Origin of the sequence: Janthinobacterium sp. HH106, assembly GCF_001758725.1 — a bacterium.
Lineage (GTDB): Bacteria > Pseudomonadota > Gammaproteobacteria > Burkholderiales > Burkholderiaceae_D > Janthinobacterium.
The window spans coordinates 1-13,507 of the sequence record NZ_LRIC01000038.1 but is presented as its reverse complement, the minus strand read 5'-3'; the positions used below and the strand labels follow the sequence as shown (position 1 = coordinate 13,507).

Sequence of the window (13,507 nt, the reverse complement as noted above, 5' to 3'; positions counted from 1 at the left end):
GGGTTTTTTGTTGACGGCAGGAAGTTTATTCCACTTCCACTGTTTCCGGTGCTGCCGTCGGCGCCGCGTCTGGCGGTTCCGGGAATTCCAGCAAGACCTGGTCCTTGTCGTCGAGGTCGACGGTGACCCGTCCGCCAGTGACCAGGCGGCCGAACAGCAGTTCGTCGGCCAGCGCCTTGCGGATCATGTCCTGGATCAAACGCGCCATCGGCCGCGCACCCATCAGCGGATCGAAGCCCTTCTTGCCGAGGAAAGCACGCAGCTTCTCGGTAAATACGGCTTCGACCTTTTTCTCGTGCAACTGTTCTTCCAGTTGCATCAGGAACTTGTCGACCACGCGCAGGATGATTTCCTGGTCCAGCGCGCGGAAGCTGATGGTCGCGTCGATGCGGTTGCGGAACTCCGGCGTAAACATGCGCTTGATGTCGGCCATTTCGTCGCCCGCCTGCTTCGAATTCGTGAAGCCGATCGACGTCTTTTGCAAGCTTTCCGCGCCCGCATTCGTCGTCATGATGATGATCACGTTGCGGAAATCGGCTTTACGGCCATTGTTGTCCGTCAAGGTGCCATGGTCCATGACTTGCAGCAGGATATTGAAAATGTCCGGATGGGCTTTTTCAATTTCATCGAGCAGCAAGACCGCATGCGGTTTCTTGGTGATCGCTTCCGTCAGCAGGCCGCCCTGGTCGAAACCGACGTAGCCCGGCGGCGCGCCGATCAGGCGGCTGACGGCGTGGCGTTCCATGTATTCGGACATGTCGAAACGGATCAGCTCAATACCGAGGATGAAGGCCAATTGCTTGGCCACCTCGGTCTTGCCGACGCCGGTCGGACCGGAGAACAGGAAGGAGCCGATCGGCTTGTCCGTCTTGCCCAGGCCGGCACGGGCCATCTTGATGGCCGAGGCCAGCGCATCGATGGCGGGATCTTGCCCAAACACGACATTGCGCAAGTCGCGGTCGATCGTCTGCAGCTTGCTGCGGTCGTCCTGGTTGACCGTTTGCGGCGGAATACGGGCGATCTTGGCGATGATGTCCTCGATCTCGGCCTTGCCGATGGTTTTCTTTTGCTTCGACTTCGGCAGGATGCGCTGCGCCGCGCCCGCTTCATCGATGACGTCGATCGCCTTGTCGGGCAAATGGCGGTCGTTGATGAAGCGCGCCGCCAGTTCGGCCGCCGTCGACAGGGCCGAGGCCGAGTATTTGACGCCGTGGTGCTCTTCGAAGCGCGACTTGAGGCCGCGCAAGATCTGCACGGTTTGCTCGACGGTCGGCTCGTTGACGTCCACTTTCTGGAAGCGGCGGGAGAGCGCATGGTCTTTCTCGAACACGCCGCGGAATTCCGTGTACGTGGTCGCGCCGATGCACTTCAATTGACCGTTGGCCAGTGCCGGTTTCAGCAGGTTGGACGCGTCCAGCGTGCCGCCCGAGGCCGAGCCCGCACCGATGATGGTGTGGATCTCGTCGATGAACAGGATGCCGTTCGGATTGTCTTTCAACTGTTTCAGCACGGCTTTCAGGCGCTGTTCGAAGTCGCCGCGGTATTTGGTACCGGCCAGCAAGGCGCCCATGTCCAGCGAATACACGACGGCATTCTGCAGGATTTCCGGCACATCGCTTTGCGTGATGCGGTAGGCCAGGCCTTCGGCGATGGCCGTCTTGCCCACGCCCGCCTCGCCGACCAGCAGCGGATTGTTCTTGCGGCGGCGGCACAGGATCTGGATCACGCGGTCGACTTCTTCCTCGCGCCCGATCAGCGGGTCGATCTTGCCTTCGGCAGCGGCCTTGTTCAGGTTTTGCGTGAACTGGTCGAGCGGGCTTTCCTTCGGCTGGCCATCGACGGGCGCTTCTTCCACGCCTTCGGAGGCTTTCGCGCTTTCCGTCGACTGGTCCTTGCGCACGCCGTGCGAGATGAAATTGACCACGTCCAGGCGCGTCACGCCCTGCTGGTGCAGGTAGTAGACCGCATGCGAATCCTTTTCGCCGAAGATGGCCACCAGCACATTGGCGCCCGTGACTTCCTTCTTGCCGTTCGAGGCGGACTGGACGTGCATGATGGCGCGCTGAATCACGCGCTGGAAACCAAGCGTCGGCTGGGTGTCGACTTCGCCCGTGCCAGGCACGGTCGGCGTGTTATCGCCGATGAAATTGGTGAGGGTCTTGCGCAGGTCTTCTATATTGACCGCGCAGGCACGCAATACCTCGGCAGCGGAGGGATTGTCCAGCAGTGCCAGCAGTAAATGCTCAACCGTGATGAATTCGTGCCGTGCCTGCCGAGCTTCGACAAACGCCATGTGCAAACTTACTTCTAATTCCTGCGCAATCATACTTCCTCCATCACGCACTGCAGGGGGTGCCCCGCCTTGCGCGCATGCGTTAAAACGAACTCCACTTTGGTACACGCTATATCTTTAGAGAACACGCCGCACACTCCTTTGCCGTAGCGATGAACACTGAGCATGATTTGCGTCGCCGTTTCACGGTCCTTGTTGAAATACTCCTGAATGATGGCCACCACAAATTCCATCGGGGTGTAGTCGTCATTGAGCAAGGCTACCTGATAGAGCGGCGGCGGCTTCAGCACTTGCCGCTCCAGCAGGGTTTCTGAGTCGTGCTTGGTTGCCATACGCTTATTCTAATGCTTTCACAGTGGTTGTCATGCGCAATATCTACGCCTTTCCAATTGTTTTCAATCTTACGCGTTTTCTTAATAGTGCGCAGATGGCGACCTTGCTGTCAAAATCAAGAGTTGCTTTTTTGGTCGTCGTGAAGAATTTGTCAATATCGATGGAAAAGCGCTTGACTTCATTATTTATTCCGCCAACAATGCTGTATCGACTGTTGCAGTAATGTACAGCTTGATAAGAAGTGAGACGTCGAGGAGGGGGCAAGAAGCTTCTTGCTTTTATGGCTCGTGTGATTTGTTTTAATTTTGAAAGTTCTTTTTATGGCAACAGGTACAGTTAAGTGGTTCAATGATTCCAAAGGTTTTGGCTTCATCACTCCAGATGATGGCGGCGAAGATTTGTTTGCTCATTTCTCCGCAATCAACATGAACGGTTTCAAGACCCTCAAAGAAGGTCAAAAAGTTCAATTCGAAGTCACGCAAGGCCCTAAAGGCAAGCAAGCTTCCAACATCCAAGCAGCCTAAGCATCGCCGGCCCTCAGATGTGAAAAGCCCCGTTGTCAAACGGGGTTTTTTTTCGTCCGCAGGGTGCGCAGCACCCTGCCCCCGCTTATTACATGTGCTCGATCATCACGTCGCCGAAACCGGAACACGACACTTGCGTCGCGCCTTCCATCAGGCGGGCGAAATCGTAGGTGACGCGCTTCGAGGCGATCGACTTTTGCATCGAAGAAATGATCAGGTCGGCCGCTTCCAGCCAGCCCATGTGGCGCAGCATCATTTCCGCCGACAAAATCAAGGAACCGGGGTTCACGTAATCCTTGCCCGCGTACTTCGGCGCCGTGCCGTGCGTCGCTTCGAACATGGCAACGGAATCGGACAGGTTGGCGCCCGGCGCGATGCCGATGCCGCCCACTTGCGCCGCCAGCGCGTCGGAAATGTAATCGCCGTTCAGATTCAGGGTGGCGATGACGCTGTATTCGGCCGGACGCAGCAAAATCTGTTGCAGGAACGCGTCAGCGATCGAATCCTTGACGATGATGTCGCGGCCCGTCTTCGGATTCTTGAACTTGCACCATGGGCCGCCATCGATCAGCTCGGCGCCGAATTCCTTTTGCGCAAGCGCATACGCCCAGTCGCGGAAACCGCCTTCCGTGTATTTCATGATGTTACCTTTGTGCACGATCGTCACGGAAGGCTTGTCATTGTCGATCGCGTACTGGATGGCCTTGCGCACGAGGCGCTCCGTGCCTTCGATGGACACGGGCTTGATGCCCAGGCCCGACGTGGCCGGGAAGCGGATTTTCGTCACGCCCATTTCATTGACGAGGAAATCCATCAGTTTCTTCGCTTCGGGCGAACCCTGCTGGTATTCGATGCCGGCGTAGATATCTTCCGAGTTTTCGCGGAAAATCACCATGTCCGTCTTTTCCGGCTCTTTCACGGGCGACGGCACGCCTGTGAAGTAGCGCACGGGACGCAGGCAGACGTACAGGTCGAGCTGCTGGCGCAGGGCCACGTTCAGCGAGCGGATGCCGCCGCCGACGGGCGTCGTCAGCGGGCCCTTGATGGAGACCACGTAATCTTTCAGCACTTGCAAGGTTTCTTCCGGCAGCCACACATCGGGGCCGTACACATTCGTCGATTTCTCGCCCGCGTAGATTTCCATCCAGCTGATCTTGCGCGCGCCGCCGTAGGCCTTGGCCACGGCAGCGTCGATCACCTTGATCATGACCGGGCTGATATCGATGCCCGTGCCATCGCCTTCAATGAAGGGAACGATGGGATTATCTGGTACATTCAGCGAAAAATCGGCGTTGACGGTGATTTTTTGGCCGTCAGCAGGTACAGTGATATGTTGATACATCGTGATCTCCGAAGTGGGACACACCGCTGGCGGGTAACACTGGCCGGCGACGCGCTCTGCGGTTGCAGAGTTTACAAAAACAAGTCCGAACAGGGCGGCAATAAGGCACTTTAGCAGGGAAAGAACAGCCGGGCCATCCGCAGCGCCAAAGAACTTCGTTGCCATATCGCCCATGTCTTCTATAAGACATAAGACTAACATTTCACATTATGCACCAGTATCTTACAGGGCGCCACGCTTTTGCGGCGCCGACCAGCAGCCACCCTCGTTTGCATCAATTTATCCAGCATGCCACTCATTCTCTTCAATAAACCATTCCAGGTCCTGTGCCAGTTTTCGCCGCAGGAAGGCCGCGCCACCCTGGCCGACCACATCACGATTCCCGGCATCTATCCGGCCGGCCGGCTCGACGCCGACAGCGAAGGCTTGCTGCTGCTGACGGACGACGGCCGCCTGCAGCACGAAATCAGCCACCCGGACCGCAAGGAAGCGAAAACCTACCTGGTGCAGGTCGATGGCGTGCCCGACGAGGCCAGCCTGGCGCGCCTGCAGGCGCCGCTGGACCTGGGCGACTTCATCACCAAGCCGTGCAAGGCCGTGCGCATCGCCGAACCCGACTGGCTGTGGCCGCGCAACCCGCCGATCCGCGCGCGCGCCGACAAGCCCACCTCCTGGCTGGCGATCACTTTAAAAGAAGGAAAAAACCGGCAAGTGCGGCGCATGACGGCGGCCGTCGGCCTGCCCACCCTGCGCCTGGTGCGCAGCGCCATCGGCCCGTTTTCTCTGGCCAGCCACCCGCTGATGCCCGGCGAATGGTGCGAAGTGCCGGCCGAGAACATTGGGAAAACGTGAACGGCACAAGAAAAACGGTTTTCCTTGCTAAAATTTTGCCAATAAGCACTATTTATTTTTAGATAATGCATTAAAATCATCCGACCTTCACATGACGGAAAGGAAAGATGATGACAAAAGTAATATTCACGCTGGCCGCCTCCCTGCTTGCCGGCGCCGCACTGGCCCAGTCGGGCGCCCAGGTGCACGCTTCCGCCGCGACCGATGCCGTCAAGCCGCCACCCGCATCGGCAGCCAGCCAGGCTTCGGCCGCCACCGATGCCAGCAAGCCCGTGCCGCCGGCGTCGGCTTCCGTCAACGCCTCCGCCGCGACGGACGCGTCGCGCCTGATTCCCCAGGCGCGCAAGACGAAGCAGCCGGCCGCTGAAACAGGCAAGCCGGTGAAATAAAGGTCATTCCCGGGGTGACGGCAACGACTATGTTGCTGTCACCCCACGCTTTGGGCGCGACCAGACCGCATGCTTGACCAGGCGGCCGCCAGCATGGCTTAATCGCCGCTTCGCAGCCACCCATCCCGTCCCATGAAAAATCCCCTTCGCCGTCTCTGCCTGTCCATCGCCCTGCTGTCTTGCGCCAGCATGGTCCAGGCGCAAACAAAAAGCGTGCAGCTGTCGGCCGGCATGCATTTGATCCAGGCGGAAGTGGCGGCGACAGAAGAGCAACGCGAACAGGGATTGATGTACCGTGAAAAAATGCCGGCGAATGCGGGCATGCTGTTTGTCTTTGGCAATCCCTCGACGCAATGCATGTGGATGAAAAACACGCCGCTGCCCCTGTCGGTGGCCTTTCTCGATGCCAGCGGCAAGATCGTCAACATCGAAGACATGCAGCCGCATACGCTCGACAGTCATTGCTCCACGAAGACCGTGCCCGTGCGCTATGCGCTGGAAATGCACCTGGGCTGGTTCAAGCAAAAGAACATCAAGCCGGGCATGAGCATCGGCAACTTGCCAGCGCTGCGCTAGCCCGTGGCGGCCGGCAGCAAGGCGCTGCCGGAAAACGACTGCCGCGGATGGCCGAAAAAGCATGCGCGCACGCGAAAAAACCCGCCAGAATGAATCTGCGGGTTTTTGCTTTTCAACCAGTGCCAGCGTACCGGCACAGGCAAGGCCACCGTGGTGGCTTGCCTGCTGGCGAATATTAAGCGGACAGTGCTTTCAAAGCAGCTGCCAGACGGCTCTTATGGCGAGCTGCCTTGTTTTTGTGGATGATCTTCTTGTCAGCGATACGGTCGATGGTCGACACGGATGCCTGGAAGATTGCAGCAGCAGCTGCCTTGTCACCGCCCTGGATCGCTTTGCGAGCAGCTTTGATAGCCGTGCGCAAGGTCGAACGTTGGGACGAATTGTGTGCGTTTTGCTTAACTGCTTGACGAGCGCGTTTGCGCGCTTGTGCGGTATTTGCCATGGAATTTCCTAAAACAGGGTCAAAGTGCGTTTGCAAACATTAGTGTTTGCCAACCGGTGCGTTCTGTGCGTCTGCCGAACCATGTGTGCCAAACCAGTGCCTGTCAAACATTAGTGTCTGCGTAACAGAATTCTGTACAGCCTTCGATTATAGCGATATTTTCAAGCGGGGGCAAATCAAAAAACCGTGTATCACGCCAAAAACACCTGAAAATGGGGCTGGCAAGAGCGAATGCGCAGCTAATCGGCAGCGTTTGTTACCATATTTTAAGCGTTTAACGGTACCGCGCCCGGCTATAATCTGCCCCCATGAACTTGCTTAAAACCCTCGCCGCCATTTCCAGCATGACCATGCTGTCCCGTGTAACCGGATTATTGCGCGAAAGCCTGTTCGCGCGCGCCTTTGGCGCCGGCGCCTACACGGACGCTTTCATTGTTGCCTTCCGCATCCCCAACCTGTTGCGCCGATTGTTTGCCGAGGGGGCGTTCTCGCAAGCCTTCGTGCCGATCTTGTCTGAATACAAGAACCAGCACGGCCAGGAAGCGAGCAAGCAATTGGCCGACCATGTGGCCACGACCCTCGTCTGGGCCACCCTGCTCGTGTCCGCCATCGGCATCGTCGGCGCGCCGTGGTTCGTCTACGTGATCGCCACGGGCCTGTCCAAGGACCCGGGCGCTTTTGACGCGGCCGTGTGGATGACGCGGCTGATGTTCCCTTATATTACCTGCATGTCGTTCGTGGCCCTGGCCGGCGGCATCTTGAATACCTGGCGCGAATTCAAGATTCCCGCGTTCACGCCAGTGCTGCTGAACCTGTCCTTCATCGCCGCCTCGCTGTTCCTCGCGCCATACTTGAAACAGCCGATCTACGCCATGGCCATCGCCGTGTTTGCCGGCGGCCTGCTGCAGGTGGCCATCCAGATTCCCGCGCTGATCAAGATCGGCATGCTGCCGCGGCTGTCGATCAATCCCGCCATCGGCCTGTCCGACGGCGGCGTGCGCCGCGTGCTGAAAAAGATGGGCCCGGCCGTGTTCGCCGTGTCTGCTGCGCAGATCAGCCTGATGATCAACACGAGCATCGCCTCGCGCCTGGCCGAAGGCAGTATTTCCTGGCTGTCGTATGCGGACCGCCTGATGGAGTTCCCGACCGCCATGCTGGGCGTGGCCCTGGGCACCATCTTGCTGCCCAGCCTGTCGAAAGCGAACGTGGACGGCGACAAGACGGAATACTCGGCCTTGCTGGACTGGGGCTTGCGTTTGACTTTCCTGCTGGCCCTGCCCGCCGCCGTCGGCATGGCGACCCTGGCCACGCCGCTGATCGCCACCCTCTTCCACTACGGCAAGTTCACGGCCGAATCCGTCACCATGTCGACGCAGCCGCTGGTGGCCTACAGCCTGGGCCTGATCGGCATCATCCTCGTCAAAACCCTGGCGCCCGCCTTCTATGCGCGCCAGGACATCCGCACGCCCGTGAAAATCGCCATCGGCGTGCTGATCGCCACGCAGCTGATGAATCTGCTGTTCGTGCCCTACATCGCCGTGGCCGGCCTGGCCCTGTCGATCGGCCTGGGCGCCTGCCTGAATGCCAGTTTCCTGTACTGGGGCTTGCGCAAGCGCGGCATCTACCAGCCGAAACCGGGCTGGGCCAAATTCTTCGCGCGCCTGCTGCCGGCACTCATCGTGATGGGCGGCGTGGCGTATGCTGGCGCCATGCGCATCGACTGGATCGCCATGCAAGCCCATCCGCTGCTGCGGGCCGGTGCGCTGGCCCTGGTGGTGGCCCTGTGCGGCGTGGCGTACTTTGCCACCTTGTTCCTCGTTGGCTTCCGCTTCCGCGACTTCAAGCGCCACGCGTGACAAGCTGCGCAGGACGTTGTTGCCGGCGTCTCGCCGTACTGGCGTACTGTCTTCGACTTGGCGCCTAGTCCTGCGCAGCTTGTCCAGATTGCGCAGGATGTTGTTGCAGGCGTGTCGCGTACTCGCATACTGTCTTCGACTTGGTACCTGGCCCTGCGCGGCTTGTCCAGATTGCGCAGGACGTTGTTGCCGGCGTCTCGCCGTACTCGCATACTGTCTTCAACTTGGCGCCTGGTCCTGCGCAGATTGCCCATATTGCGCAGGATGTTGTTGCCGGCGTACTGCCTTGCACAAATGATCCAGACGAAAAAAAACCCGCCGGAGCGGGTTTTTTTCATTGCAGCGAAAGCTTAAGCAGCTTTCTTGGCGCGGCGGCGTGCCACGGCGCCAACCAATGCCAGGCCGCCCAGCAGCATGCCATAGGTTTCTGGTTCTGGTACTGGCAGGGCCGAAACCGTGCCTACGTACTGAACATTTTTCACCAGGGTCAGACCCGTGACTTGCACCGTGTAGGTGCCAGCGGCCAATTCGCCTGCCCAGCTCAGATTCTGGATACCGCTAGCCGTGCTCTTGGCCAGGTCGCCATAGCCGACCAGGGTCGCGGCGAAATCCTTGATCGCGCCGTTAGCAACGGAGAACGTTTGCAGTGCACCGAACGAAGTCGACGATGGAGCCAGCAACTGGAAGGTCCACGAATCATTGATCTGCGAATTGATCGCAAACTTGGTCGTGAAAGCCGACAGGGTATCGGAACCGGCTGGGTCCAGAATGCCCAGGTCGTAGGTTGCTGCCGACGCGCTGAACGATGCTGCTGCCATGATGCCTGCAGCGATAAATTTCAATTTCATAGCTTATCCCTTAAAAAGTAATTTATGGCTGCAATACGCAGGCCACCAATAGTTTATTAGTACCGGAAGTACTGAACAGAATGGTAACATAATTGCATTGAATTACTTATAAATTTTTTATCTAAGTTTCACCGCTGATAACTATTTTCAAAATGAACTATTTGCCGGCATCTATGAATTTCCAGGGAAAAATAGTTACCGAGGCATACATTTATTTTTTCCATGTTTTAAGGTAAAACCGTCTATTCGGCAGTGTTTTCGGCGGAATTTTGCGGTTCAAGCTGTTCATTTTGCTCTGGTGGCGTTTGTTCTTGCGGTGGGGTAACAGGGCGAAAAAACAACGGTGACGCGGGCAAGGCGGGCGCGATGCTGTCCTCATCACTCGCTGGCACAGCTGCCGGTCCCGCTGACGGCACGGATGACACCCGTGCATCGACCATGAAGCGCCATTCCGAGAAATGCGCCTTGCCTTCGAAGCCGGCAAACCGGGCCTCGAAGTTGCCAACCTTTAATGGCGCAGCCTGGGACAGGCTGTACACGCCGATGATGCCGTTGCTGCCCGGCTGATACAGCAAGCCCCACTCGGCGCGGCCCGTGATGGGATCGACAAACAACTTGCGCAGGTGCCGGCGCAGCTGGGGCGTACGGGGATCGCGCAGCAAGGCGGCCAGGGTCGGCGGCTGTTGCGGCTGGCCCGGCGGCGTGGCCGCCGCATAACTGTACAGGGCGTCTGAAAACTGCGCGCCGATATCGAGCAATTCCTGCTCGGCCGCCTGGCGCTGCAGCAAGGAGCCCATCTTCAGCCCGGCCGCCCCTACCAGGCCCAGAATAGCCACCAGAATGATCAGGCCCAGGTAAGTAAAACCGCGCTGGCGGCGCGCAGAACGGTACATGGCCGCTACCAGTCGGCGAACGGCGTGCCGCTGCGGTCCTTGCCGGGCGCGCCGCTTTTCACGTCATACACCTGGCCCGGCGTGTCGTCCGGTGGCGGCACGATCAGCCAGCTGCTGTCGCTCTCCGTGATGGGATCGATGGGCATGGCGCGCAGGTATTTCTTTTCCACCAGTTGCTCCAGCGAATCGGGGTAGCGCCCCGTATCGCCGTGGAACTGGTCGATGGTGGTGCGCAGGTTGCGCAAGTTATCCGCCAGCACGGTTTCCTTCGCCTTGTCGAGACTGGGAAAGTAGCGCGGCACGGCCAGGGTCAGCAACAGCGCCACGATGCCGAGCACCACCAGCAATTCGATCAGGGTAAAGCCGCGCCTGCGGCGTGGGGCGTTTTCAGCGGGCATGGTTCACCATAGACGGTAAGGCACGTTGTTCAAGCCCGTCTTGCCGGACGTGCAATACACATCGTAGACATCGTCGCCCTCGCGCGGCTCGGCCGCTTCGCTGGCGTAGCTGCGCTTGCCCCACGTTTGCGCGTCGCTCAGACCAGCGTCGCCGTTGAACGGGTCGCGCGGCACGCGGCGCAAAAAGAACATCTTGCTGCGCTTCGGGTTGCGCTGGTCCGACACGCCCTCGACCAGCACTTCCAGGCTTTTCGGGTAGCCGCTGGCGTCGGCCGCGCGCAGGATGCGGCCCTCGTCGCCGGCCCGCTTATAGGCGTCGAGCCCCTGGCGGATGTCGCGCAGCGCGCGCCGCAATTCCTGCTCCTGGCGCCGCTGCACCGTCACCTGCGTGACGGGGATCACCAGGGTGGCCAGCACGCCCAGGATGGCCAGGGTCACCAGCAGTTCGATCAGGGTGAATCCGCCCTGCCCGCCTTGCGCGCGCGCCACGCTCATTTGGCGGGCGGCGGCACCACCGGCACCGGCTGGCTCGACGACAGGGGCAAGGGCGCCGCCTGCAGCGGCACGGGCTGGCCCGACGATATCGGCAAAGGCGATGCGGCCGGCTCGGGCGACGGCGCCACTTCCGGCGCCGCCACGCTCTGCGGCAAGGTCGATGGCACCTGGCCCGGCGTCATCATCGGCTGCGCCGGCGCCGGCTGCATGCCGACGGCCGACGGGCCGGAACGCACGATGACCGTGCCCGGCATCTGCGTGGGCGCCTTGGCCGCCATGTCGGGACGGCGGCGGAAGCTGCCTTCCGTGCCGGCAGAGAATTCCGATTCCTTCGCTTCCGGACGCTGCACGGTGCGCACCAGGTGCGGCGTGATCGACAGCACGATTTCCGTCTTCTGGCTGTCGTCCTTGCTGCTGCCGAACAGCCGTCCCAGCACGGGTATGTCGCCCAGGCCCGGCACCTTGTTGCCCGAGCTGCGCTCCTCATTGTTGATCAGGCCCGCCAGCACCTGGTTTTCGCCATCCTTCAATTGCAGCATGGTCGAGGCCTGGCGCGTGCCGATCTGATACAGGGTCGAGCCGCTGCGGGTGGTGGTGGCCGCCCCCAGGTTGCTCACTTCGAGCGAAATGCGGATGCCCACTTCATTGTTCAAATAGATGGTCGGCTCGGCGTTCACCGTCAAGCCCACGTCCAGGTAACTGATCGACTCGGAAGCGAAGCCGCCCGTGCCCGGCGAAATGGTGGTGGTCACCACGGGCACCCTGTCGCCGATGACGAACTTCGCCTTTTCCCGGTTGCGCACGCGGATGCGCGGGTTGGCCAGGATATTCGCGTCACCATCCGTCTTCTTGGCATTCGCCGTCACGGACAGGTCGCTCACGCCGATGGTGCGCTGGTTCAGGTTATTCAGGTCGTTGATGGTCAGCCCCACGCCGCCCGAGGTGGAAAGTGGCGTCAGGGTCAGGCTCGATGGCCAGGCCACGCCCAGTTCCATCAGGCGGCTGCGCTTGACTTCGAGGATTTCCAGCTCCAGCACCACTTCCGCCTCGGGCACGTCCTGCAGCGCGATCAGGCGCTCGGCCAGGCGGATCGCCTCGGGCGTGTCGCGCACGATGACGAGGTTGAGCTTTTCATCGGCCACCACGTCGCGCGTCTTCAAAATGGTCTTGAGCGTGTTGGCCACCTGCTTGGCATCCGCATTCGCCAGGAAGAAGGTTTTCACCAGCACTTCCTGGTACTCCTTCAATTTTGCCGCCACGTTCGGGTAGATCAGGATCGTGTTCGCATCCATCACCTGCTGCTCCAGCTGATTCGTCACCAGCAGGAAGTAGACGGCCGATTCCACCGTACTGTTTTTCAGGAAGATCGAGGTTTTCGCGTCCGCCTTGACGTCCTTGTCGAAGACGAAATTGAGTCCCGAGCGGCGCGCGATCAGCTCGAACACCTGTTTTAACGGCGCGTCGCGGAACTCGATCGTGATCGGCTGCTTGTACGATTTGGCCAGGCCCGATTCGACCACGGGCGGCGCCGTTTTTTCATCGACCTCGCGCAGCAGCGCGCGCGCGCCGGCGTGATTCGGCTGCTCCGTGAGGATGGCGTTCAGGCGCTGGCGCGCGGGGTCGTAGCGCTTGGCGTCGATATCCTTCTGCGCTTCGGCCAGCAGCTTGCCCTGGCGCTGCTCGCGTTCGAGCGCGCGCAAGCCGCTGCTGGCGCGCTCGTTCTGCGCATCGATTTCCAGCACGCTCATGAAGGAGGTGCGCGCCAGGTTGCCCTGTCCCGCCTGCGCCTGGCGCTCGGCCTGCTGCAAGCGGCTGCTGGTGGCCCGTTCGCGCGCCTGCAGATACGCGCTGCGGTATTGCGCGTTGCCGGGGTCCTGCTGCAGAGCCTCCTGCAGTTTTTGCAGGCCGGCCGGGATCTGATCTTGCGCAATCAGCTCGCGCCCGTCGCGGTAAGCTTGCTGCCCCGCGCAGCCGGACAGCAGCACCAGCAACGCCAGCAAAGGCGCCGGTGAAAAGGAACGAGACATCACTCGAGTACTCCAATGTTGAGCTGCTGAACCTGGTTCAACGGCAGATAGGTGAGCGTCATGACGGGCGGCGCGATCGTCACGACCTTGTAGGCGCCATCGATGACGGTATTGGCGCGCACGATATACGTCTTGTCGGCGCGCGACAAAAACACTTCCCAGGCGCCGTCGGCGGCCGCCTTGCCCAGGTAGACGAAGGGCAGCGGCGGCGCCGTCGGCGGCGGTGGCGGCGGCCATCT

The 13,507-nt window shown here is 60.2% G+C and carries 14 protein-coding genes and 1 pseudogene; 5 read left to right on the top strand and 10 right to left on the bottom strand.

Going from position 1 to position 13,507, the window contains the following annotated elements; translation table 11 throughout:
• Positions 1–25 precede the first annotated feature (25 nt).
• Positions 26–2,326 carry an ATP-dependent Clp protease ATP-binding subunit ClpA gene (gene clpA / locus JAB8_RS15470; protein ID WP_034751575.1) on the bottom strand — a complete coding sequence of 767 codons (2,301 nt, stop codon included), beginning with the start codon at positions 2,324–2,326 and terminating at the stop codon, positions 26–28.
• On the bottom strand, positions 2,323–2,625 hold the full coding sequence (clpS, locus tag JAB8_RS15465) for an ATP-dependent Clp protease adapter ClpS (protein WP_070221390.1): 303 nt from the start codon (positions 2,623–2,625) through the stop codon (positions 2,323–2,325). The genes clpA and clpS overlap by 4 nt, the downstream gene beginning before the upstream one ends.
• A gap of 321 nt (positions 2,626–2,946) precedes the next feature.
• Between clpS and JAB8_RS15460 the strand changes: the two genes are divergently transcribed.
• Positions 2,947–3,150 (top strand): cold-shock protein, encoded by a 204-nt coding sequence (locus JAB8_RS15460; protein ID WP_010395943.1) that lies wholly within the window; start codon positions 2,947–2,949, stop codon positions 3,148–3,150.
• Positions 3,151–3,238: 88 nt separating this feature from the next.
• Here the strand turns inward: JAB8_RS15460 and icd are convergent, their stop codons facing one another.
• On the bottom strand, positions 3,239–4,492 hold the full coding sequence (gene icd / locus JAB8_RS15455) for an NADP-dependent isocitrate dehydrogenase (RefSeq protein ID WP_070221389.1): 1,254 nt from the start codon (positions 4,490–4,492) through the stop codon (positions 3,239–3,241).
• Positions 4,493–4,780: 288 nt separating this feature from the next.
• Here icd and JAB8_RS15450 point away from each other — a divergent pair, with 288 nt between their 5' ends.
• The 3 genes from JAB8_RS15450 to JAB8_RS15440 all read left to right on the top strand — a co-directional run bounded on the left by JAB8_RS15450 (position 4,781) and on the right by JAB8_RS15440 (position 6,309).
• Complete coding sequence (locus JAB8_RS15450) at positions 4,781–5,344, top strand: pseudouridine synthase (protein WP_070290514.1); 564 nt, start codon at positions 4,781–4,783, stop codon at positions 5,342–5,344.
• Positions 5,345–5,451: 107 nt separating this feature from the next.
• Positions 5,452–5,733, top strand: a complete 282-nt coding sequence (locus JAB8_RS15445) for a hypothetical protein (RefSeq protein WP_139143060.1) — start codon at positions 5,452–5,454, stop codon at positions 5,731–5,733.
• Positions 5,734–5,865: 132 nt separating this feature from the next.
• The gene (locus JAB8_RS15440) at positions 5,866–6,309 is read left to right on the top strand and encodes a DUF192 domain-containing protein (protein WP_070221386.1); all 444 of its coding nucleotides are present in this window, start codon (positions 5,866–5,868) and stop codon (positions 6,307–6,309) included.
• A gap of 175 nt (positions 6,310–6,484) precedes the next feature.
• On the opposite strand, the gene rpsT is transcribed toward JAB8_RS15440, so the two are convergent.
• Complete coding sequence (rpsT, locus tag JAB8_RS15435; RefSeq protein WP_010395935.1) at positions 6,485–6,751, bottom strand: 30S ribosomal protein S20; 267 nt, start codon at positions 6,749–6,751, stop codon at positions 6,485–6,487.
• 308 nt (positions 6,752–7,059) lie between these two features.
• Here rpsT and murJ point away from each other — a divergent pair, with 308 nt between their 5' ends.
• Positions 7,060–8,607 carry a murein biosynthesis integral membrane protein MurJ gene (gene murJ, locus JAB8_RS15430; RefSeq protein WP_070290513.1) on the top strand — a complete coding sequence of 516 codons (1,548 nt, stop codon included), beginning with the start codon at positions 7,060–7,062 and terminating at the stop codon, positions 8,605–8,607.
• A gap of 350 nt (positions 8,608–8,957) precedes the next feature.
• Here murJ and JAB8_RS15425 read toward each other — a convergent pair whose 3' ends face one another.
• The 6 genes and pseudogenes from JAB8_RS15425 to JAB8_RS15400 form a co-directional block, all read right to left on the bottom strand.
• Positions 8,958–9,455 (bottom strand): FxDxF family PEP-CTERM protein, encoded by a 498-nt coding sequence (locus tag JAB8_RS15425; RefSeq protein ID WP_070221384.1) that lies wholly within the window; start codon positions 9,453–9,455, stop codon positions 8,958–8,960.
• A gap of 242 nt (positions 9,456–9,697) precedes the next feature.
• Positions 9,698–10,348: a type II secretion system protein gene (locus JAB8_RS15420; protein WP_070290512.1), complete on the bottom strand. Its 651-nt coding sequence runs from the start codon at positions 10,346–10,348 to the stop codon at positions 9,698–9,700.
• A 5-nt stretch (positions 10,349–10,353) separates the two neighbouring features.
• On the bottom strand, positions 10,354–10,746 hold the full coding sequence (locus JAB8_RS15415; protein WP_070290511.1) for a prepilin-type N-terminal cleavage/methylation domain-containing protein: 393 nt from the start codon (positions 10,744–10,746) through the stop codon (positions 10,354–10,356).
• Between the two features lie 3 nt (positions 10,747–10,749).
• Positions 10,750–11,241, bottom strand: coding sequence for a type II secretion system protein (locus JAB8_RS15410; protein ID WP_070290510.1), 492 nt, complete (start codon positions 11,239–11,241; stop codon positions 10,750–10,752).
• Entirely contained in the window at positions 11,238–13,268 is a 2,031-nt protein-coding gene (locus tag JAB8_RS15405; RefSeq protein WP_070290509.1) for a secretin N-terminal domain-containing protein, read from the bottom strand. The genes JAB8_RS15410 and JAB8_RS15405 overlap by 4 nt, the downstream gene beginning before the upstream one ends.
• Positions 13,268–13,507: pseudogene (locus JAB8_RS15400) on the bottom strand (hypothetical protein); the annotation flags it as partial. The gene JAB8_RS15405 and the pseudogene JAB8_RS15400, both read right to left, overlap by 1 nt.

Bases quoted from the DNA above. Each gene is read 5' to 3' on its own strand.
- murJ (WP_070290513.1), top strand. From the start codon at position 7,060: ATGAACTTGCTTAAAACCCTCGCCGCCATTTCCAGCATGACCATGCTG.
- clpS (WP_070221390.1), bottom strand. From the start codon at position 2,625: ATGGCAACCAAGCACGACTCAGAAACCCTGCTGGAGCGGCAAGTGCTG.
- icd (WP_070221389.1), bottom strand. From the start codon at position 4,492: ATGTATCAACATATCACTGTACCTGCTGACGGCCAAAAAATCACCGTC.
- JAB8_RS15415 (WP_070290511.1), bottom strand. From the start codon at position 10,746: ATGCCCGCTGAAAACGCCCCACGCCGCAGGCGCGGCTTTACCCTGATC.
- JAB8_RS15405 (WP_070290509.1), bottom strand. From the start codon at position 13,268: ATGTCTCGTTCCTTTTCACCGGCGCCTTTGCTGGCGTTGCTGGTGCTG.
- JAB8_RS15425 (WP_070221384.1), bottom strand. From the start codon at position 9,455: ATGAAATTGAAATTTATCGCTGCAGGCATCATGGCAGCAGCATCGTTC.
- JAB8_RS15445 (WP_139143060.1), top strand. From the start codon at position 5,452: ATGATGACAAAAGTAATATTCACGCTGGCCGCCTCCCTGCTTGCCGGC.
- JAB8_RS15450 (WP_070290514.1), top strand. From the start codon at position 4,781: ATGCCACTCATTCTCTTCAATAAACCATTCCAGGTCCTGTGCCAGTTT.
- JAB8_RS15410 (WP_070290510.1), bottom strand. From the start codon at position 11,241: ATGAGCGTGGCGCGCGCGCAAGGCGGGCAGGGCGGATTCACCCTGATC.
- JAB8_RS15420 (WP_070290512.1), bottom strand. From the start codon at position 10,348: ATGTACCGTTCTGCGCGCCGCCAGCGCGGTTTTACTTACCTGGGCCTG.
- clpA (WP_034751575.1), bottom strand. From the start codon at position 2,326: ATGATTGCGCAGGAATTAGAAGTAAGTTTGCACATGGCGTTTGTCGAA.
- rpsT (WP_010395935.1), bottom strand. From the start codon at position 6,751: ATGGCAAATACCGCACAAGCGCGCAAACGCGCTCGTCAAGCAGTTAAG.
- JAB8_RS15460 (WP_010395943.1), top strand. From the start codon at position 2,947: ATGGCAACAGGTACAGTTAAGTGGTTCAATGATTCCAAAGGTTTTGGC.
- JAB8_RS15440 (WP_070221386.1), top strand. From the start codon at position 5,866: ATGAAAAATCCCCTTCGCCGTCTCTGCCTGTCCATCGCCCTGCTGTCT.